We start from the raw sequence: 19,068 nt of genomic DNA, 5'->3' as shown, positions 1-19,068 counted from the left end.
CCGGGTTCCGCTGCGCGGCCCCGGGATGGCGAGCAGGATGCGTTCTCGGTTGGTCCGTTCAAACAGGCGTTCGGGACAACCCGGCCAACGCCGCCGGCGTGTCCACGTCGACGAGAACGCCCGCATCCTCCACCGCCAGTTCGAGCACGTCGTCGCGCCGCGCCAGCAACGGGCCTGCACCCCGATCGCCGGTCATGCCCGCGAGACCCTCGGCAAGGAGGCGGCGGTTGAGCAGGACCGGGTTGCCGCGCTGCCCGTCCCGCACCGGCACGACGGCGGCGGGCGCGGCCGGGGCGGAGCGGAACGCCTCGGCGAGCCGGACCAGCACGTCGGGTCCGACCTGCGGCATGTCGCCGAGCAGCACCAGGGCCGCCGCGACCGTGTCCGGCAGGGCGCCGAGGCCGGCGCGGAGCGAGGTCGACAGGCCCTCGGCGTAGTCGGGGTTCTCGACGAGAGTCAGGGGCAGGCCGGCGAGCGCCGCGCGCACTCCCTCGCCGGCGTGGCCGAGCACCGCCACCACCGGCCCGAGATCGCCCGCCAGGGCGGCCTCGGCCGCGTGGCGCACCAGCGGCTTGCCGTCGAGCGGGCTCAGGAGCTTCGGGCTCGCGCCGAAGCGGGTGCCGCGGCCGGCGGCGAGGAGCACCGTGCCGATCGGCTCAGGCATCGTCGGCGCTCTCGCCGCCCGCCCGCGGCTGGGGCCGCGACACGATCTCCATCAGGAGGCCGCCGACCCCGAAGCCGACGATGTCGTCGCGGGTGACGGGGAGCCCGGCGAGAAGCCGCTGGAGCACCCAGTCGAAGCCGTTCTCCTTGGGCGAGCGGGCGCAGCCGGGCGCCCCGATCACCGGCACGGGATCCGGGGAGCCCTGGCCGAGACGGCCGAGCAGCAGAAGGTTGCCGGGATCGACCGGCATGCCGAGGTGATCGACGATGCCGCCGGCCGCCTCGATCCCGGCCGGGATCACGTCGCGCCGGTCGGCGATGGCCGAGGCGCCGAACACCACGGCGAGTTCGGCCCCGTCGCGCTCGACGGCGCGGGCTAGGGCCTCCGCCACCGCGCCGGCCTCGTGCGGCACCCGCGCCTCGCCGACGATCCGCGCGCCGGCGGGGCTCAGGCGGGCGTCGAGCGTGCGCAGGGTCTTGTCGACGACGCTCGCCTTCAGGCCCGGCAGCAGGGTCGAGATCGCCGCCACCCGGGTCAGCCGGTAGGGCGCGACCCGGATCGCCGGCGCGGCGGCGGCGAGCGCCCGGTCGAGCACAGCCCCCGGGACCGCGTAGGGAATGATCTTGACGGTCGCCACCATCTCGCCGGGCACCACCGGCTTGAACGGCACCAGGGTCGCCAGCGTCACCGCCTCATCGATGCGGTTCACGGCGGCGATCGTCGCTTCGTCGAGGACGAGCAGCCCGCCCTGCGACGCGTGCAGGTTGGCCCGGCCGGTGAAGGGCGGCTCGACGGCGACGCCGGGCCCCGCCACGGCGGCGGCGAGCCTCTCCGCCGCCGCATCCTCGCCGACATCGCCGGGCTCGAGGGCGACCGCCACCACCTCGGCAACCCCGGCTTCGCCCAGGCGCGCGGCATCCTCAGGCCCGATCACCCGGCCCTTCTTCACCACGGCCTCGCCGGCGCGGACCGAGTGGGCGGCGATGAGGCCGGCGGCCTCCGCGACGGGAACCGGCCCGAACCTCATGCGGGGGCCCGGCGGCGATCCTGGCGCAGGGCCGCGATCACCTGCGCCAGCACCGAGACGGCGATCTCGGCCGGGCTGACGGCGCCGATGTCGAGGCCGATCGGCGCGGCGATGCGGGCGATCTGCTCGCCGGTCAGGCCGGCCGCCATCAGGCGCTCGACGCGCCGGCCGTGCGTCTTCCGCGAGCCGAGCGCCCCGACGTAGAAGCACTCGGCCTTCAGCGCCGCGATCAGCGCCGGATCGTCGATCTTCGGATCGTGGGTCAGGGCGGCGACCGCGGTGTAGCGGTCGAGCGGCGGCAGCTGCGCCAGCGCGTCCTCGGGCCAGAGCGCCAGCAACGGGACGTTGGGGAAGCGCTCCGGCGTCGCGAAGGCGGTGCGCGGGTCGATGATCGCGACGTCGAGCTCGGTCGCCTGCGCCATGGGCGCCAACGCCTGGCTGATATGGACCGCGCCGATCACGACAAGGCGCGGCGGCGGCACCTGCACGGTGAGGAACAGCGAGCGCCCCTCGGCCTCGACGATCCCGCTCTTGCCCGAGCGGAACCGGGCCGCGAGTTCGGGCGCGAGGACGTCCCCCCCGGCCTCGGCCTCGCGCACCAGGCGCTGGGTGCCGTCGGCGGTGTCGGTGACCAGGATGACGGCGCGGCGGGCGGCGCGCTCCCGGTTCATCTCCCGCAGGATGTCGAGCTTCACGCGACCGGCTCGACCAGCACGCGGATGCGCCCGCCGCAGGACAGGCCGACCCGCCAGGCCGTCTCGTCGGCGACGCCGAATTCGAGCACCCGGGGTTGGCCGTCCTCGATCACGTCGGCGGCCTCGGCGATGACCGCGCCCTCGACGCAGCCGCCCGAGACCGAGCCGAGGAAGTTGCCCTCCTGATCGATGATGAGGTGGCTGCCGACCGGGCGCGGGGCCGAGCCCCAGGTCTCGATCACGGTGGCGAGGGCCACGCCGCGGCCGGCCTCGCGCCAGGCCTCGGCGGTGGCGAGGATGTCGGTATCTGTCGACAGCATCGGACAAGCGTCTCCAGGGGCGTGAGCCCCTCACAGAAGTAGGTGTCAGCCGGCCTCGCGCAACCACGCCTTCGGCCCGCGGCCGCGCGGCTGGTGCGCGCCGAGCGCGCGGCAGAGGTCGGCCATCGCCGACAAGCTGTGGATCGGCCGGAAATCGTCGACGTGGGGCAGCATCGCCCGGATGCCGCTGGCCCGCGCCGAGAACCCTTCGAAGCGCAGGAGCGGGTTGAGCCAGACCAGGCGCCGGCAGGAGCGCCGCAGGCGATCCATCTCGTGGGTCAGTTCCGGCGTCACCTCGCGCTCGAGCCCGTCGGTGAACAGCAGCACCACGGCGCCGCCGCCGAGCACCCGGCGCGACCAGTGCCGGTTGAACAGGTGCAGCGCCTCGGCGATGCGGGTGCCGCCCTCCCAGTCCTGCGCCCGGGCGCTCGCGCGAGACAACGCCTCGTCGGGGTCGCGGCGGGTCAGCTCCCGGGTGATGTTGGTGAGCCGCGTCGCGAAGACGAAGCTGTGCACCCGGCGCTGCTCGGAGAGCGCGTGCAGGAAGTGCAGGAACAGGCGGGAATACTCCGCCATCGAGCCGGAGATGTCGCAGAGCGCCACGATCGGCGGCGGCCGCTCGCGGGGCGCCCGGAAGGCGAGGTCGATGGCGCCGCCCGCCCGCACCGTGCACTGGAAGCTGCGGCGCGGGTCGATGCGCCCGCGCGGGCGCGCCTCGAACCGCCGGGTCCGGGTCGCGTCGTCGGGGAGCCTCAAGGAGGCGATGAGGCGACGGGCCTGCGCCACTTCCTCCGCGCTCATCTGGGCGAAGTCCTTGGCCTTCAGCACCTCGGCCTGCGACACCGACAGGGTGACGGTGGTCAGGTCCTCCTCGGTGACCTTGGGCTTGGGCCGCTCCGTCTTCGGCGACAGGGCCTCCTGCACCCGCAGGGCCCCGGCATTCGGGGGTTTGGGCGGCGCCTTGTCGGGGGCGACCGGCGACATCTGGGCGATCATCTTCTCGATGAGGTCGCGCCGGCGCCAGAACAGCCGGAAGGCCTCGGCGAACAGGGCCGCGTGCTCGCGCCGGCGCACCAGCACGGCGTGCAGCGTCCAGTAGAAATCCTCGCGTGTACCGATGGCGGCGGCCTCGACCGCCTCGACGGCGTCGATCACGTCGCCGGGCCCGACCGGCACGCCGGCGGCGCGGAGCGCCCGGGCGAAGTAGGCGATGTTGTCGGGGAGCCGGCCGGAGCCTGCGGGGCTCTCGCTCATCCGGCGGAGGACCGGACCTCGTCGAGCAGCGCCTTGGCGCGCCCGCCCTGCATCGCCTGGATGTCGTCCTGGTACTTCAGCAGCACGCCGAGCGTGTCGATGACGAGCGTCGGATCGAGGGCGACGGCGTCGAGCTCGACGAGGGCCGTGGCCCAGTCCAGGGTCTCGGCGACGCCCGGCGCCTTGAACAGGTCCTCCTTGCGGATCGCCTGCACGAAGGCGACGACCTGGCGCGACAGGGCCTCGGGCGCGTGCGGCAGGCGGGCGCGCAGGATCTGCAGTTCGCGTTCCGCGTCCGGGTAATCGACCCAGTGGTACAGGCAGCGGCGCTTGAGCGCGTCGTGGATCTCGCGGGTGCGGTTCGAGGTCAGGATCACCAGCGGCGGCTCGGGCGCGCGGATCGTGCCGAGTTCGGGGATCGTGACCTGGAAGTCCGACAGCACCTCGAGCAGGAAGGCCTCGAAGGCCTCGTCGGTGCGGTCGAGCTCGTCGATCAGCAGCACCGGCGCGCCGCCCTCGCCGGGCTCCAGCGCCCGGAGCAGGGGCCGGCGGATCAGGTAGCGCTCGGAGAACAGCTCGGCTTCGAGCCGCTCGCGGTCGACGGCGCCCGACGCCTCGGTGAGGCGGATCGCCATCATCTGGCCGGCATAGTTCCACTCGTAGACGGCCGCCGCGACGTCGAGCCCCTCGTAGCATTGCAGCCGGATCAGCGGCCGCCCGAGGGACCTTGCCAGCACCTTGGCGATCTCGGTCTTGCCGACGCCGGCCTCGCCTTCGAGGAAGAGCGGCCGCTGCAGCTTGAGCGACAGGAACACCACGGTGGAGAGCGCCCGGTCGGCGACGTAGCCGGCGGAAGAGAGCAGCGCCTGGGTGGCGTCGATGGAGGCGGGGAGATTCATTCGGCGGAGGGGGCTTCTCGCTGGGAGGCGGTGGGCGTCCGCCGGCTTGCTTTGACGATGGCTATTTGGGGCGGAACGCCGCCGATCAAACCCTCCCCCCTCTGCGGGGGAGGGTGGCCCCTGCGTCAGCAGGAGTCGGGAGAGGGGACGCCGTTTCCTGAGAGGTCGCGACCATGATGACGGGCGCCACGTCCGGCCCCGTCTCGGTCCCCTCTCCCGCCCCAGCACGAGTGCTTCGCACTCGCCGTGGGGCACCCTCCCCGCGGAGGGGGGAGGGTTGGGTTGGTGCCTTACCGGTCCGCCGCCTTCTGCACCGCGCGGCGCGCCATCACACCGATCAGGTGCGCCCGGTAGTCGGCATCGGCGTGGATGTCGCTGTTGAGGCCGCTCGCCGACGGCGACATTCCCTCCAGCGACTTCGCGGCGAAGCGCTTGCCCAGGGCCTCCTCGGCCTCGGTCCAGCGGAACACGCCGTTCGAGCCGGCGCCGGTGACGGTGACGCGGATGTCGCTCGGACGCTTGGCGACGAACACGCCGACGAGGGCGTAGCGCGAGGCCGGGTTGCGGAACTTCTCGTAGGCCGCCTTGTGGGGGATCGGGAACGAGACGCCGGTGACGATCTCGCCCTCCTCAAGCGCGGTCTCGAAGAGGCCGGTGAAGTACTCCTCCGCGCTGAGCTTGCGCTTGTTGGTGCTGATCGTGGCGCCGAGCGCGAGGCACGCCGCCGGGTAATCCGCCGCCGGGTCGTTGTTGGCGACCGAGCCGCCGATCGTGCCGCGGTGGCGCACCGCCGGGTCGCCGATCAGCGCCGCGAGCTCGGCCAGCGCGGGGATCGCCTCCTTGACGTCGGCCGACTCGGCCACGGCGCCGTGGGTGGTCATCGCGCCGATGGTGATCGAGCGCGGGCTGCGCTCGATGCCGACGAGATCCGGCACCTTGCCGAGGTCAATTAGCGTGCCGGGGGCGGCCAGCCGCTGCTTCATCGTCGGGATCAGGGTGTGGCCGCCAGCGACGAGCTTGGCGTCCTCGCCGGCGAGCAGGCTCGCGGCTTCCTTGAGGCTGGTCGGCTGGTGATAGGCGAAAGCGTACATGGGACCTCTCCAGACTTACTCAGCAGCTTCCGGGCGCAGGTGGGGGCTGCCTTGAGCGGCCCGCCACACCGCGAGCGGCGTCGCCGGCATCGCGATGTTCTCGTGGCCGAGCGCGTCGGTCAGCGCGTTCATCACCGCGGCCGGGGCCGCGATGGCGCCGGCCTCGCCGCAGCCCTTGATGCCGAGCGGGTTCGACGGGCACGGCGTCACCGTCATGCCGACCTCGAACGAGGGCAGGTCGGCCGCCCGCGGCATGCGGTAATCCATGAAGCTCGCGGTGACGAGCTGGCCGTCGGCATCGTAGAGCGCGCCCTCGAACAAGGCCTGTCCGACGCCCTGCGCGATGCCGCCATGGACCTGGCCCTCGACGATCATCGGGTTGATGACGTTGCCGAAATCGTCGACCGCCGTGAACTTCTCGATGGTGACGACGCCGGTATCGGGATCGACCTCGAGCTCGCAGATGTGCATCCCGGCCGGGAAGGTGAAGTTGGTGGGATCGTAGAACGCCCCCTCCTTCAGCCCGGGCTCGAGCTGCGCGCCGCTGAACTTGTGGGCGACGTAGGCCTGCAGGGCCACTTCCCCGAAAGCGAGGGATTTGTCGGTGCCGGCGACCGAGAAGCGGCCGTCCTTGAACTCGATGTCGTCCTCGCCGGCCTCCATCGCGTAGGCCGCGACCTTGCGGCCCTTGGCCACCACCTTGTCGATCGCCTTGGCGATGGCCGACATGCCGACCGCGCCGGAGCGCGAGCCGTAGGTGCCCATGCCGAACTGCACCTTGTCGGTGTCGCCGTGCACGATGGTCACGCTCTCGATCGGCACGCCGAGCCGGTCGGAGACGAGCTGGGCGAAGGTGGTCTCGTGCCCCTGCCCGTGGCTGTGCGAGCCGGTCAGCACCTCGATCGAGCCGGTCGGGTTCACCCGCACCTCGGCCGATTCCCACAGGCCCACACCGGCGCCGAGCGAGCCCACCGCCTGCGAGGGAGCGATGCCGCAGGCCTCGATGTAGGACGAGAAGCCCAGCCCACGAAGCTTGCCGTTGCGGGCGCTCTCGCGCCGGCGGCGAGGAAAGCCCTTGTGGTCGGCGATCTCCAGCGCCTTGTCGAGCGAGGCCGAGTAGTCGCCGCCGTCGTACATCATGATGACGGGCGTCTGGTGCGGGAAGCTCTTGACGTAGTTCTTGCGCCGGAACTTCGCCGGGTCCTGGTTCAGCTCGCGCGCCGCGACCTCGACCAGCCGCTCGATGACGAAGGTCGCCTCCGGCCGCCCGGCGCCGCGATAGGCGTCGACCGGCGCGGTGTTGGTGTAGACGCCATCCACCTCGCAGTAGATCGCCGGGATGTTGTACTGGCCCGAAAGCAGCGGCGCGTACAGATAGGTCGGCACCGACGACGAGAAGGTCGACAGGTAGGCGCCGAGATTGGCGATGGTGTGGACCTTGAGCGCCAGAATCCTGCCGCCCTCGTCCATCGCCAGCTCGGCGTGGGTGACGTGGTCGCGCCCGTGCGCGTCGCACAGGAAGGCCTCGGTGCGGTCGCTGGTCCACTTCACCGGCCGGCCGACCTTCTTCGCCGCCCAGACGCAGATCGTCTCCTCGGCGTAGATGAAGATCTTCGAGCCGAACCCGCCGCCGACATCCGGCGCCACCACCCTGAGCTTGTTCTCCGGCGCGATGCCGATGAAGGCCGACAGCACGAGTCGCGCAACGTGCGGATTCTGGCTCGTGGTATAGAGGGTGAAGGCTTCCTCGGCCTCGTCGTACTCGCCGACCGCGGCGCGGGGCTCGATCGGGTTCGGCACCAGCCGGTTGTTGACGATGTCGAGCTTCGTCACGTGCGCCGCGCGGGCGAAGGCCGCCTCGACGTCGGAGGGGTTGCCGAGGTGCCAGTTGAAGACGGTGTTGTCGGGCGCGACGTCGTGGACGATCGTGCCGGCGCCCGCGGCCTTCGCGGTCTCGACCACCGCGGGCAGCACGTCGTAATCGACCGCGATGACCTCGGCGGCGTCCTTGGCCTGGGCCAGGGTCTCGGCGACGACGACCGCGACGTGGTCGCCGACGTAGCGCACCTTGCCCTGAGCGAGCGCCGGATGCGCGCCGGCCTTCATCGGCGTGCCGTCCTTGGAGTGGATCATCCAGCCGCAGATCAGGCCGCCGACCTTGTCGGCCGCCAGGTCCTCGCCGGTGAGGATCCCGACCACGCCCGGCATCGCGGCCGCGGCCGCCGTGTCGATCCCGCGGATCTCGGCGTGGGCGTGCGGGGAGCGCAGGAAGTAGGCGTAGGCCTGGCCCGGACGGTTGTAGTCGTCGACGTAGCGGCCCTTGCCGGTGATGAAGCGCTGGTCTTCCTTGCGGCGCACCGAGGCGCCGATGCCGGTGGCGGTCATGTGCGTGTCTCTCCCGGATCTGACCTCGCGGGCCGGCGCGTCGGGTTCGAGGCCGGCCTCGTTCTTTCGTGGCGTCTCGTTGTTGGTCCGGATGGCGCGGACGAATTTTTTTATGTGGCGCGGGTCGTGACCCCCCCTCCGCGGGGGAGGGTGGCGAGCGAAGCGAGCCGGGAGAGGGGACGCCGTCTCCGGAGAAGTCGCGACCGTCACGAAGGGCGCTCCCTGGATCAGCGTCGCGCTGCCCCTCTCCCGCCCCAGCACGAGTGCTTCGCACTCGCCGTGGGGCGCCCTCCCCCCGCAGGGGGAGGAGGGTTGGGCGTCGTGCTACTCCGCCGCGGCCCTCTGCGGCTCGGCCGCCATGTTCTCGGCACCCGCCGCGATCGCCTTCACGATGTTGTGGTAGCCGGTGCAGCGGCAGATGTTACCCTCCAGCTCGTCCCGGATGGTGTGCTCGTCCAGCGCGTTGCCCTTGCGGCGCACGAGGTCCACGGCGGTCATGATCATGCCGGGGGTGCAGTAGCCGCATTGCAGGCCGTGATGCTCGCGGAAGGCCGCCTGCATCGGGTGCAGCTCGCCGCCCGAGGCCAGGCCCTCGATCGTGGTGACGGACCGGCCGTCGCACTGCACGGCGAGCACGGTGCAGGCCTTGATCGCCTCGCCGTCGAGATGGACCACGCAGGCGCCGCACTGGCTGGTATCGCAGCCGACATGGGTGCCGGTGAGGCGAAGGTTCTCGCGCAGGTACTGCACCAGCAGCGTGCGCGGATCGATGTCGGCGGTCACGGCCTTGCCGTTCACCGTCAGGCTGACAGCGCTCATGTGACGTCCTCCTCCTGGCCCAGGACACCTTGGCCGAAGACCCGCGGGCCCTTCCGTCGGACCCTGTCGCTCGTGGTGGCCGGGTCGGCCGTGCCTCTCTGGAATCGCTCGAATTCGAGTGTCAACCGGGCGGAAGCGCCGGTCAAGGCGCGGCGCTTCGATCTTTTGGGGCGGAAACCGGCCGATTTCGCCCGTTTTCCGGCATTCCGCCCGTTCGCCTCGCCACACGTCGATCGCGGACGACCGATCGGGCGGGCCGGTCCCGTCAGGCCGCCGTGGTCTCGCCCGCGACCCCGTTCCCCTGGACCTCCTTGGCGAACGTGTCGAAGAAGGTGTCGGCGTACTTCTTCGCCACGCCGTTGATCAGGCGGCCGCCGAGCTGGGCGATCTTGCCGCCGACGCTGGCCTCGACGTCGTAGGTCATCTTGGTCTGGCCGCCCTCGGCCGGCTCCAGGCGCACCACCGCGCCGCCCTTGGCGAAGCCGGCGACGCCGCCCTGGCCCTCGCCGGTGATGCGGTAGCCGTTCGGCGGGTCGATGTCGGTCAGCGTCACCTTGCCCTTGAAGGTCGCCTTGACCGGGCCGACCGCGATCTTGGCCGAGGCCTGCAGCTCGTTGTCCCCAACCTTCTCGAGGGTGTCGCAGCCCGGGATGCAGCGCTTGAGCACCTCGGGGTCGTTGAGCTTCTCCCACACGGTCTGCTGGTCGGCCGGCAGCACGACCTCGCCGGTCATCGTCATCGCCATGGCGGCGCTCCCCCCATCGTTGAAATCGGCTTCGCCGGGACGGTAGCGGAGCGGTTGCCGCACGGCCAGCGGGTCTTTCGCACACCCGCCCGGCACCCCCGGATTGTCGAGTGGTGCGGTGCTTGCTAAGCCTCACCCCAAGGGACGGCCGCGACACCCGGATGACGGGGCGCGGCCAGGGAGGCCCGGGCGGCAAGCCCGCGAACGGAGAACGTGACCGCATGGAGGTCTTCGCGCAGCAGCTCATCAACGGGCTGACGCTGGGGTCGATCTACGGCCTCATCGCCATCGGCTACACGATGGTGTTCGGTATCATCGGCATGATCAACTTCGCCCATGGCGACGTGTTCATGCTCTCGGCCTTCATCGCCCTGATCACGTTCCTGATCGTCACGACCTGGCTCGGCATCTCGTCGATCGCGCTGGCGCTGCTGATCGTCCTGATCTGCGCGATGGTGCTCACCGCCCTGTGGGGCTGGGCGATCGAGCGCATCGCCTATCGCCCCTTGCGCGGCTCGTTCCGCCTGGCGCCGCTGATCTCGGCGATCGGCGTCTCGATCTTCCTGTCGAACTTCGTCCAGGTCGTGCAGGGCGCCCGCAACAAGCCCACGCCCCCGATGATGCGCGACGTGATCACGCTCTGGACCGGCGAGAACGGCTACGCCGTGGCGCTGTCCTACAAGCAGATCATCATCATGCTGACCACGGTCGTGCTGCTCGCCGGCTTCTGGTACCTAGTGCAGAAGACCCCCCTCGGCCGGGCGCAGCGCGCCTGCGAGCAGGACCGCAAGATGGCGGCGCTTCTCGGCATCGACGTCGACCGCACCATCTCGCTGACCTTCGTGCTCGGCGCGGCGCTGGCCGCGGTCGCCGGCACGATGTACCTGCTTTATTACGGCGTCGTCTCGTTCGCCGACGGCTTCACCCCCGGCGTCAAGGCGTTCACCGCGGCGGTGCTCGGCGGCATCGGCAGCCTTCCCGGCGCGGTGCTCGGCGGCCTCCTCATCGGCCTCGTCGAGACGTTCTGGTCGGCGTACTTCTCCATCGAGTACAAGGACGTGGCGGCGTTCTCGATCCTGGCGATCGTGCTCATCTTCATGCCCTCCGGGATCCTCGGCCGGCCCGAGGTCGAGAAGGTCTGATGGCGAACCCGGCCAACACCCTGGCGGCGACCCCCGCCGCCGACCGCGACGCCCGGGCCACCGGGGCGATCGTCAAGGACGCGGCGCTCTTCGCGCTCGTCACGTTCGGCCTCTGCGTGCCGATCGTCGCCTTCCGCACCGACCTGAGCCAGACCGCCGCCCTCGATCTCGTCCCGCGGTGGGGCCTCGTCGCGATCCTGTGCGGCATCGTGTTCGTGGTGCGGCTGGCCCAGCGGCTGATCCTCGCCAACCGCGATGCCCGCCGGGCGCTGACGCCGTCGCCGACCCAGGCGACGGAGGCGGTCGACGCGACGCCGAACGCCTCGCAGAAGATCTCCGGCTACGCCCTGCCGGCCTTCCTCGGCGTGACCCTGGCCTTTCCGCTCCTCGCGGTGCTCGGCACCGGGGGCTTGGGGGAATCCCGCTACTGGATCGACCTCGGCATCCTGATCCTCACCTACGTGATGCTGGGCTGGGGCCTCAACATCGTGGTCGGGCTCGCAGGGTTGCTCGATCTCGGCTACGTCGCGTTCTACGCCGTCGGCGCCTATTCCTACGCGCTCCTCTCCACGGTGTTCGGCCTGTCGTTCTGGGTCTGCCTGCCGCTCGCCGGCCTGTTCGCGGGCCTGTGGGGCATGGTGCTGGGCTTCCCCGTGCTCCGCCTGCGCGGCGACTACCTCGCCATCGTGACGCTCGCCTTCGGCGAGATCATCCGCCTGGTGCTGATCAACTGGACCGATTTCTCGGGCGGCGCCGCCGGCATCTCGTCGATTCCCCGCGCCACCTTCTTCGGCGTCCCGTTCACGGCGGACGAGGACGGGTTCGCGGCGAAGTTCGGGCTCGACTTCAGCCCGATGCACCGGGTGATCTTCCTCTACTACCTGATCCTGGCGCTCGCGCTCGTCACCAACGGCGTGACGCTGCGCCTGCGCCGCCTGCCGATCGGCCGGGCCTGGGAGGCGCTGCGCGAGGACGAGATCGCCTGCCGCTCGCTCGGCATCAACACCACCAACACCAAGCTCACGGCCTTCGCGCTCGGCGCCATGTTCGGAGGATTCGCCGGCTCGTTCTTCGCCGTGCGCCAGGGCTTCGTCAGCCCGGAGAGCTTCAACTTCCTCGAGAGCGCGATCATCCTGGCGATCGTGGTGCTCGGCGGCATGGGCTCGCAGATCGGCGTCGCGGTCGCGGCGGTCGCGATGGTCGGCGGGCCGGAGCTGCTGCGCAACCTCGGCTTCCTCAAGGCGGTGTTCGGCGAGGGCTTCGATCCGAGCGAGTACCGCCTGCTGCTGTTCGGCCTCGCCATGGTGATCATGATGATCTGGCGCCCCCGCGGCCTGATCTCGGAGCGCTCGCCCTCGATCGTGCTCAAGGAGCGCAAGCGCATCTCGGGATCCCTCGTGAAGGAGGGCCACGGCTGATGTCGGCCTCGATGTCCTCGTCTCCTCTTGCCTCCCCCCGCATGGCCGATCCGGTCCTGACGGTCGACCACGTCACCATGCGCTTCGGCGGCCTCGTCGCCGTCAACGACCTGTCGTTCCGGGTCGGCCGCGGCGACATCACGGCGCTGATCGGCCCGAACGGCGCCGGCAAGACCACGGTCTTCAACTGCATCACCGGCTTCTACAAGCCGACGGAAGGCATGATGACCCTGCGCCACCGCGACGGCGCCGAGTTCCTGCTGGAGCAGCTGCCCGGCTACGCGGTGAACCGGCGCGCCCACGTCGCGCGCACGTTCCAGAACATCCGCCTGTTCACGGGCATGACCGTGCTGGAGAACCTGCTGGTCGCCCAGCACAATCCCCTGATGCTCGCCTCCCGCTACACCATCGCGGGGCTCATCGGCCTGCCCGTCTACCGGCGGGCCGAGACGGCGGCGGTCGAGAAGGCCAAGGCCTGGCTCGAGCGCATCCACCTGATGCACCGCGCCGACGATCCGGCGGGCGACCTGCCCTACGGCGACCAGCGCCGGCTCGAGATCGCCCGCGCGATGTGCACCGATCCGGTCCTGCTCTGCCTCGACGAGCCGGCCGCCGGCCTCAACCCGCGGGAATCGCTGCTCCTCAACGACCTGCTGCGGGCGATCCGGGACGACTACGACACCTCGGTCCTCCTCATCGAGCACGACATGTCGGTGGTGATGGAGATCTCCGACCACGTCGTGGTGCTCGATTACGGCACCAAGATCGCCGACGGCACGCCGGCGGAGATCCAGAGCGACCAGAGCGTCATCGCCGCCTATCTCGGCGTCGAGGACGAGGAGGTGGAGCAGGTCGAGGCGGAGGTGGGAGTATGAGCGTCGCCGGCATCAACGTCCTCCAGGACGAGACCCGCGCCCGGGCCGCCGGCTACCGGGCGCCGCTCCTCACGGTGCGCGGGGTCAAGACCTATTACGGCAACATCATCGCGCTCAAAGGGGTCGACCTCGACGTCAACGAGGGCGAGATCGTCACGCTGATCGGCGCGAACGGGGCCGGCAAGTCGACCCTGATGATGACGATCTTCGGTGCCCCCCGGGCGCGCGAGGGCACCGTCACCTATGCGGGCCGGGACATCACCAAGATGCCGACCCACGAGATCGCCCGCCTCAACCTGGCGCAATCGCCGGAGGGTCGGCGGATCTTCCCGCGCATGACCGTCTACGAGAACCTGCAGATGGGGGCGTCGGTGAACGGCGGCGCCCATTTCGAGCAGGACCTGGAGCGGGTCTGCGCGATGTTCCCGCGCCTGAAGGAACGGCTCTACCAGCGCGGCGGCACGATGTCGGGCGGCGAGCAGCAGATGCTGGCCATCGCCCGGGCGCTGATGAGCCGGCCGCGCCTGCTGATGCTCGACGAGCCGTCGCTCGGCCTCGCTCCGCTCATCGTCAAGCAGATCTTCTCGGCCATCAAGGAGCTCAACGAGCGCGACGGCATGACGGTCTTCCTCGTCGAGCAGAACGCCTACCACGCCCTCAAGCTCGCGCATCGCGGCTATGTCATGGTGACCGGCACCATCACCATGTCGGGTACCGGCAAGCAGCTCCTCGACGACCCGTCGGTCAAGGCCGCCTATCTCGAGGGAGGACGGCACTGATGCAGGGGATCCTCTACGAGGAGAGCACGATCTGGCTCTTCCTCCTCGTCACCGTGGTGATGGGCGGCTGGATGGCCTGGATGATCGGGCGCGGCATCGCGCTCGGCTGGCGGCCGTACTGGCAGGCGGTGCTGTCGCTGCTGCTGCTCGGCATCGCCGTGCGCTTCATCCACCACGCGCTGTTCGAGGGCAGCTTCCTGTCGCCGCACTACTACGTCGTCGACACGATCGTGCTCCTGATCATCGGCTCGGCCGGTTACCGCGCCACCCGCGCCCGGCAGATGACGACGCAGTACCGCTGGCTCTACGAGCGCAGCGGGCCGCTGACCTGGCGGGCCAAGGCCTGAGGGCCCGCCCCCCTGCCCTGCGCCCCGCGATCGGCGCAAGGTGACGAATCGATCCGGGGCCTCTCTCGCCCCGGCACCCGATCCGGGGTCCCCACGCCCCGGTCTCCCGGCCGAAATGGGCCCGCGAGCCCGACATTCCCGTCGATCCAGAGGAGTAAAGAGATGAAGCGCACGCTACTGGCCGGCTTCGCCCTCGCGGCCACCATCGCCTGGGCCGGATCGGCGCAGGCCCAGATCAAGCTCGGCGTGGCCGGCCCGATCACCGGCGCCAACGCCGCCTTCGGCGCCCAGCTCAAGAACGGCGCCGAGCAGGCGGTCGCCGACATCAACAAGGCCGGCGGCATCAACGGCCAGAAGATCGTCCTCGTGATCGGCGACGACGCCTCCGATCCGAAGCAGGGCGTCTCGGTCGCCAACAAGTTCGCCGCCGAGGGCGTGAAGGCCGTGGTCGGCCACTTCAACTCCGGCGTCTCGATCCCGGCCTCGGACGTCTATGCCGAGTCCGGCATCGTCGAGATCACCCCGGCCTCGACCAACCCGAAATACACCGACCGCAAGCTGTGGAACACCTTCCGCACCTGCGGCCGCGACGACCAGCAGGGTGCGGTCGCCGGCGCCTGGCTCGCCGACAAGTTCAAGGGCAAGAACGTCGCCTTCGTACACGACAAGACCCCGTACGGCCGCGGCCTCGCCGACGAGACCCTGAAGGCGCTCAAGGCCAAGGGCGGCAAGGACGTGCTGTTCGAGGGCGTGAACCCGGGCGAGAAGGACTACTCGGCCCTCGTCTCGAAGCTGAAGCAGGCCAAGGCCGACGTGGTCTATTTCGGTGGCCTGCACACCGAGGCCGGCCTGATCGTGCGCCAGATGCGCGACCAGGGCCTCAACGCCCCGCTGATGAGCGGCGACGGCATCACCGACAAGGAATTCGCCCAGATCGCCGGCCCGGGCGCCGACGGCACGCTGATGACCTTCTCGCCGGATGCCCGCAAGAACCCCAACGCCAAGGACGTCGTCGCGGCCTTCAAGGCCAAGAACATCGACCCCGAGGCCTACACGCTCTACTCCTACGCCGCCGTCCAGATCCTGAAGGACTCGATGGAGGCCACCAAGTCGACCGACGGCAAGAAGGTCGCGGCCTACATGCACGAGGGCAAGCCGTTCAAGACCGTGATCGGCGACATCTCCTACGACAAGAAGGGCGACATCACCCGTCCCGACTACGTGATGTACATGTGGAAGAAGGGCAACGACGGCCGGATCGACTACACCGGCAACGAGCTGACCCAGTAAAGGTCCGGCATCGCCGAATCGGCCCGGTGCTTCGCGCGCCGGGCCTTTTTCCGTTGACGAAGCCGCGCGTGCGTCACCCGCGTGGCTTGCGCGTCCCATCGCCTCACCTTACATGCACAGCGAGCGTTAGAAGGCCATCAGCGCGCCCGGCATCTCGGCCGAGCACCCGTACGGCCGGCCGCGTCGCGATCAATCGATGACAATGTGCTCCCGGAGGCGCCGACCGCGACGGCGACCCGGGTGGAGAGTGTGAATGGCGAAAGAAGAGTTGATGCAGTTCGACGGTCTCGTGCTCGAGATCCTGCCGGACGCGCGTTACCGCGTGCAGCTCGACCAGGGCCACGAGATCGTGGCCTACACGGCCGGCAAGATGAAGAAGAACCGCATCAAGACTCTGGCCGGAGACCGGGTCACCGTCGAGATGTCGCCCTACGACCTGGAGAAGGGCCGTCTGGTGTTCCGCCACAAGGACGAGCGGTCCTCGGGCCCGCGCCCGCCGTTCCGCGGCGGCAGCCAGTTCCGCCGGCGCTGATCCGTCCGTTCGAAAAGACCTATCGTCTGCGCGGGGCTGGGGTGAGAACCCTGGCCTTTTGCGCATCCGTGACCTTGCGAGACCTGCTGCGAGACTTGCCATGACCCGTCCCCTGGTGATCGCCCCCTCGATCCTGTCGGCCGATTTCGCGCGGCTCGGCGAGGAGGTCCGCGACGTGGTCGCGGCCGGGGCCGACTGGGTCCATATCGACGTGATGGACGGCCATTTCGTGCCGAACATCACCTTCGGCCCGGTCGTAATGAAGGCGTTGCGCCCGCACACGACGGCCGTGTTCGACGTCCACCTGATGATCGCGCCGGCCGATCCCTATCTCGAGGCCTTCGCCGAGGCGGGCGCCGACATCATCACGGTCCATGCCGAGGCGGGCCCGCACCTGCACCGTTCGCTCCAGACCATCCGGGCGCTCGGCAAGCGGGCGGGCGTGGCGATCAACCCGGGCTCGCCGGCGAGCTTGGTCGAGCCGGTTCTCGACATGGTCGACCTCGTGCTCTGCATGACCGTTAACCCGGGCTTCGGCGGCCAGAGCTTCATCGGCTCGGTCTGCGAGACGGTCTCGCGGGTGCGCGCCATGACCGCCGGCCGCGACATCGACATCGAGGTCGACGGCGGCGTGACGCCGGAGACGGCGCCGGCGGTGGTGCGGGCGGGAGCGAACGCCCTGGTTGCCGGTTCCGCCACCTTCAAGGGCGGGCGCGAGGCCTATGCGACGAACATCGCGGCGATCCGCCGGGCGGCGGAGGGCGCGACGGGGCAGTGGGTCTAGCGCCCTTCCGATCCCAGGCCCGACGCATCCATTGCCGGGCGAGCCAGGCCAAGCCGGGCGGACCGAGCAGCATGGCTCCGGCCATCGCTCCGCCCTGCCACAGCAGGGCCGACGCCCCTTCCCGCTGCCGTTCTTCACGCCACTCCCAGACCGTCCCGAACGCGACCGATCCCCAGACCAGCGTTACCGGCCACAGCAGCAACGCCCGCCGCCATCCGCTCGCGGCCGCGAGTACCGTGAGCACGAGAAGGGCACCGGTGACGATCCCGTGGTTCGCCCGCGCCTCCTCGACCTTGTCGGAGATCGCGGCCAGGGCCGGGGCCGCTGCCAGCATGACGACGGCTGCCAGGATGATGCGGGTGCCCCCGAGAGAGCGGAGTCGCGCCGCCCGCAGCGTTGCCTCGCGCGGGCGGCAACGCCTCATGCCGCCTTGACGGTTTCGATGAAGCTCGTCGCCTCGGCGGACAGGGATTCGGAGTGGAAGGACATCTCCGAGGCCAGGCCCAGAACTCGGGAGGCCACCGCATCGACCTCCCGGACCGTGGCGGCAACGTCCGAGATCCCGGCGCTGACCTTGCCGGCATGTGACGCGACCTGGCTCATGTTCGCCGTGATCTCGCCCGTCGCCGCGTCCTGCTGCATCACCGCTTCCGTCGCCGTCGTGCTCATCCCGGCGATCTCGCGGATCTGCTTCGTCGTCTGCTCGATCGCCTCCGCGGTCGATTGGGTGACGTCCTGGATCAAGGCAATCTGCGCCGTGATCTCCGCCGTCGCCTTGTCTGTCTCGCTCGCGAGCGCCTTGACCTCCGCGGCCACCACCGCGAAGCCGCGTCCCGCCTCGCCGGCCCGCGCCGCCTCGATCGTGGCGTTCAAGGCCAGGAGGTTGGTCTGGCTCGCGATCTTGGCGATCATGCTGACCATGTCGCCGATCCGCGTCGCCGCCGCCTTCAGGCGGTCGACGAGGGTCAGCGTCCGGGCCGCTTCGTCCACGGCGTTCCGGGCGAAGGAGGACGACCCGTCGACCTGGCGCAGGATCTCCTGGATCGCGCTTCCGAGCTCCTCCGTCGCGGACGACATCGTGGTGATGTTTCGCCGCGCCTCCTCGGCCGCGTCGGCGGTCGCGTCCGAGCGGTGCGACGCGTGCTGCGAGGCCGAGGACAATGTCGACGCCAAGCCTGCGAGCTGCGAGGAAGAGGTCTTCACCGCCTCCACGACTTGCCCGACGCTCGCCTCGAACTGCGCGGCGAGACGGGTCATCTCCCGCTTCTTCTCGGCCTCCTGCTCGACACGGTCGGAATCGTCCACGAACGCGACCGCGTAGGGCACGCCGTCATGCGTCGTCACGACGGCATGGACGTCGACCTCGAACGCGGAGCCGTCGTGGCGCGTGAAGTTGACGGTTGCCTTGTGCCATCCCCGCTCCTGCATGCCGCCGACGAATTCCGGCGACACGTCGTGGTTGGTCTTGCCGTCCGGCTGCTGGCGATGAAAGAAGGAATCGACGGACCGGCCAAGCAGGTCCCGAGGGGAAGCGACGCCCATGCTCTTCGCGAAGGCCTCGTTCGTGAAGACAACGCCGTAATGGTCGGTCCGCAGATCGACGACGAACACCGCACAGGGCATATGCTGCAAGACGTGCAGACTCAGCGAGGGCGCGAGCCCATTCGCGACGGAACGCTTCCGCTTGCGCAAGAATGGTAGCACGGTCAAGTCTCCGCACGCGATCATGAGCGCCGAAACGCAAATGGATCGCTCTAAATCTAATTTGTTACATCACCGGACGGTTGATAAAGTTTTAATGGAATAGATACCTCTGCGTCAGGCCTCGCGGCTCGAGATCGGCGGTACATGAGACAATTCCTGTCTCGTATCCGGGTCATGCGCTCCGTGAAGCCCCATCGCGGCGACCCGTTCGGCGGCGGAAGGCATCGTAGGACGGCGGATCCACGCCCGGCTTGCGGTCGAGCGCCCGCCCGGCGAGAGTGATCGCCCGATCCACCGG

The 19,068-nt window shown here is 70.1% G+C and carries 19 protein-coding genes; 8 read left to right on the top strand and 11 right to left on the bottom strand.

Annotated elements, in window-relative coordinates; all coding sequences use genetic code 11:
* Positions 1-58: 58 nt before the first annotated feature.
* From DK419_RS11960 to DK419_RS11915, 10 genes are all read right to left on the bottom strand, one after another.
* Positions 59-664, bottom strand: a complete 606-nt coding sequence (locus DK419_RS11960; protein ID WP_109959276.1) for a nucleotidyltransferase family protein — start codon at positions 662-664, stop codon at positions 59-61.
* On the bottom strand, positions 657-1,691 hold the full coding sequence (locus DK419_RS11955) for a molybdopterin-binding protein (protein WP_109959275.1): 1,035 nt from the start codon (positions 1,689-1,691) through the stop codon (positions 657-659). Before DK419_RS11955 ends, DK419_RS11960 begins: the two co-directional genes overlap by 8 nt.
* Complete coding sequence (locus DK419_RS11950; protein WP_109959274.1) at positions 1,688-2,386, bottom strand: XdhC family protein; 699 nt, start codon at positions 2,384-2,386, stop codon at positions 1,688-1,690. The genes DK419_RS11955 and DK419_RS11950 overlap by 4 nt, the downstream gene beginning before the upstream one ends.
* Positions 2,383-2,706, bottom strand: coding sequence for an XdhC family protein (locus DK419_RS11945; protein WP_091888635.1), 324 nt, complete (start codon positions 2,704-2,706; stop codon positions 2,383-2,385). Before DK419_RS11945 ends, DK419_RS11950 begins: the two co-directional genes overlap by 4 nt.
* A 45-nt stretch (positions 2,707-2,751) precedes the next feature.
* Entirely contained in the window at positions 2,752-3,960 is a 1,209-nt protein-coding gene (locus DK419_RS11940) for a vWA domain-containing protein (RefSeq protein WP_109959273.1), read from the bottom strand.
* A complete protein-coding gene (locus tag DK419_RS11935) occupies positions 3,957-4,859 on the bottom strand; it encodes an AAA family ATPase (RefSeq protein WP_109959272.1) in 903 nt (300 codons plus the stop codon). The genes DK419_RS11940 and DK419_RS11935 overlap by 4 nt, the downstream gene beginning before the upstream one ends.
* Before the next feature lie 290 nt (positions 4,860-5,149).
* Positions 5,150-5,950 (bottom strand): FAD binding domain-containing protein, encoded by an 801-nt coding sequence (locus DK419_RS11930; protein WP_109959271.1) that lies wholly within the window; start codon positions 5,948-5,950, stop codon positions 5,150-5,152.
* 15 nt (positions 5,951-5,965) lie between these two features.
* Positions 5,966-8,335, bottom strand: coding sequence for a xanthine dehydrogenase family protein molybdopterin-binding subunit (locus tag DK419_RS11925; RefSeq protein ID WP_109959270.1), 2,370 nt, complete (start codon positions 8,333-8,335; stop codon positions 5,966-5,968).
* Positions 8,336-8,659: 324 nt separating this feature from the next.
* The gene (locus tag DK419_RS11920; RefSeq protein WP_109959269.1) at positions 8,660-9,154 is read right to left on the bottom strand and encodes a (2Fe-2S)-binding protein; all 495 of its coding nucleotides are present in this window, start codon (positions 9,152-9,154) and stop codon (positions 8,660-8,662) included.
* A 265-nt stretch (positions 9,155-9,419) separates the two neighbouring features.
* Positions 9,420-9,899: an SRPBCC family protein gene (locus DK419_RS11915; RefSeq protein ID WP_109959268.1), complete on the bottom strand. Its 480-nt coding sequence runs from the start codon at positions 9,897-9,899 to the stop codon at positions 9,420-9,422.
* A gap of 221 nt (positions 9,900-10,120) precedes the next feature.
* Between DK419_RS11915 and DK419_RS11910 the strand changes: the two genes are divergently transcribed.
* The 8 genes from DK419_RS11910 to rpe all read left to right on the top strand — a co-directional run bounded on the left by DK419_RS11910 (position 10,121) and on the right by rpe (position 17,066).
* The gene (locus DK419_RS11910; protein ID WP_109959267.1) at positions 10,121-11,041 is read left to right on the top strand and encodes a branched-chain amino acid ABC transporter permease; all 921 of its coding nucleotides are present in this window, start codon (positions 10,121-10,123) and stop codon (positions 11,039-11,041) included.
* Positions 11,041-12,459, top strand: a complete 1,419-nt coding sequence (gene livM, locus DK419_RS11905; protein WP_109959266.1) for a high-affinity branched-chain amino acid ABC transporter permease LivM — start codon at positions 11,041-11,043, stop codon at positions 12,457-12,459. Before DK419_RS11910 ends, livM begins: the two co-directional genes overlap by 1 nt.
* Positions 12,459-13,334 (top strand): ABC transporter ATP-binding protein, encoded by an 876-nt coding sequence (locus DK419_RS11900; RefSeq protein WP_425352650.1) that lies wholly within the window; start codon positions 12,459-12,461, stop codon positions 13,332-13,334. The genes livM and DK419_RS11900 overlap by 1 nt, the downstream gene beginning before the upstream one ends.
* A complete protein-coding gene (locus DK419_RS11895; RefSeq protein WP_109959265.1) occupies positions 13,331-14,113 on the top strand; it encodes an ABC transporter ATP-binding protein in 783 nt (260 codons plus the stop codon). The genes DK419_RS11900 and DK419_RS11895 overlap by 4 nt, the downstream gene beginning before the upstream one ends.
* Positions 14,113-14,460, top strand: a complete 348-nt coding sequence (locus DK419_RS11890; RefSeq protein WP_109959264.1) for a DUF6867 family protein — start codon at positions 14,113-14,115, stop codon at positions 14,458-14,460. Before DK419_RS11895 ends, DK419_RS11890 begins: the two co-directional genes overlap by 1 nt.
* A gap of 162 nt (positions 14,461-14,622) precedes the next feature.
* A complete protein-coding gene (locus tag DK419_RS11885; protein ID WP_109959263.1) occupies positions 14,623-15,750 on the top strand; it encodes a branched-chain amino acid ABC transporter substrate-binding protein in 1,128 nt (375 codons plus the stop codon).
* A gap of 253 nt (positions 15,751-16,003) precedes the next feature.
* Entirely contained in the window at positions 16,004-16,282 is a 279-nt protein-coding gene (gene infA, locus DK419_RS11880) for a translation initiation factor IF-1 (protein WP_048429304.1), read from the top strand.
* 100 nt (positions 16,283-16,382) lie between these two features.
* Entirely contained in the window at positions 16,383-17,066 is a 684-nt protein-coding gene (gene rpe / locus DK419_RS11875) for a ribulose-phosphate 3-epimerase (protein WP_109959262.1), read from the top strand.
* 420 nt (positions 17,067-17,486) lie between these two features.
* Here the strand turns inward: rpe and DK419_RS11870 are convergent, their stop codons facing one another.
* Positions 17,487-18,758 carry a methyl-accepting chemotaxis protein gene (locus DK419_RS11870; RefSeq protein ID WP_162561198.1) on the bottom strand — a complete coding sequence of 424 codons (1,272 nt, stop codon included), beginning with the start codon at positions 18,756-18,758 and terminating at the stop codon, positions 17,487-17,489.
* Positions 18,759-19,068: the final 310 nt, after the last annotated feature.

It is taken from the genome of Methylobacterium terrae, assembly GCF_003173755.1.
GTDB lineage: Bacteria > Pseudomonadota > Alphaproteobacteria > Rhizobiales > Beijerinckiaceae > Methylobacterium > Methylobacterium terrae.
Note: the sequence above shows the minus strand (reverse complement) of the source record. Positions and strands in the feature narration are given on the sequence as shown.

Excerpts from the sequence above, each read along its gene's own strand:
- DK419_RS11915 (WP_109959268.1), bottom strand. The coding sequence starts at position 9,899 with ATGGCGATGACGATGACCGGCGAGGTCGTGCTGCCGGCCGACCAGCAG.
- DK419_RS11910 (WP_109959267.1), top strand. The coding sequence starts at position 10,121 with ATGGAGGTCTTCGCGCAGCAGCTCATCAACGGGCTGACGCTGGGGTCG.
- DK419_RS11885 (WP_109959263.1), top strand. The coding sequence starts at position 14,623 with ATGAAGCGCACGCTACTGGCCGGCTTCGCCCTCGCGGCCACCATCGCC.
- DK419_RS11935 (WP_109959272.1), bottom strand. The coding sequence starts at position 4,859 with ATGAATCTCCCCGCCTCCATCGACGCCACCCAGGCGCTGCTCTCTTCC.
- DK419_RS11930 (WP_109959271.1), bottom strand. The coding sequence starts at position 5,950 with ATGTACGCTTTCGCCTATCACCAGCCGACCAGCCTCAAGGAAGCCGCG.
- DK419_RS11920 (WP_109959269.1), bottom strand. The coding sequence starts at position 9,154 with ATGAGCGCTGTCAGCCTGACGGTGAACGGCAAGGCCGTGACCGCCGAC.
- DK419_RS11900 (WP_425352650.1), top strand. The coding sequence starts at position 12,459 with ATGTCGGCCTCGATGTCCTCGTCTCCTCTTGCCTCCCCCCGCATGGCC.
- DK419_RS11940 (WP_109959273.1), bottom strand. The coding sequence starts at position 3,960 with ATGAGCGAGAGCCCCGCAGGCTCCGGCCGGCTCCCCGACAACATCGCC.
- DK419_RS11925 (WP_109959270.1), bottom strand. The coding sequence starts at position 8,335 with ATGACCGCCACCGGCATCGGCGCCTCGGTGCGCCGCAAGGAAGACCAG.
- DK419_RS11960 (WP_109959276.1), bottom strand. The coding sequence starts at position 664 with ATGCCTGAGCCGATCGGCACGGTGCTCCTCGCCGCCGGCCGCGGCACC.
- DK419_RS11895 (WP_109959265.1), top strand. The coding sequence starts at position 13,331 with ATGAGCGTCGCCGGCATCAACGTCCTCCAGGACGAGACCCGCGCCCGG.
- infA (WP_048429304.1), top strand. The coding sequence starts at position 16,004 with ATGGCGAAAGAAGAGTTGATGCAGTTCGACGGTCTCGTGCTCGAGATC.
- livM (WP_109959266.1), top strand. The coding sequence starts at position 11,041 with ATGGCGAACCCGGCCAACACCCTGGCGGCGACCCCCGCCGCCGACCGC.
- DK419_RS11890 (WP_109959264.1), top strand. The coding sequence starts at position 14,113 with ATGCAGGGGATCCTCTACGAGGAGAGCACGATCTGGCTCTTCCTCCTC.
- rpe (WP_109959262.1), top strand. The coding sequence starts at position 16,383 with ATGACCCGTCCCCTGGTGATCGCCCCCTCGATCCTGTCGGCCGATTTC.
- DK419_RS11945 (WP_091888635.1), bottom strand. The coding sequence starts at position 2,706 with ATGCTGTCGACAGATACCGACATCCTCGCCACCGCCGAGGCCTGGCGC.
- DK419_RS11955 (WP_109959275.1), bottom strand. The coding sequence starts at position 1,691 with ATGAGGTTCGGGCCGGTTCCCGTCGCGGAGGCCGCCGGCCTCATCGCC.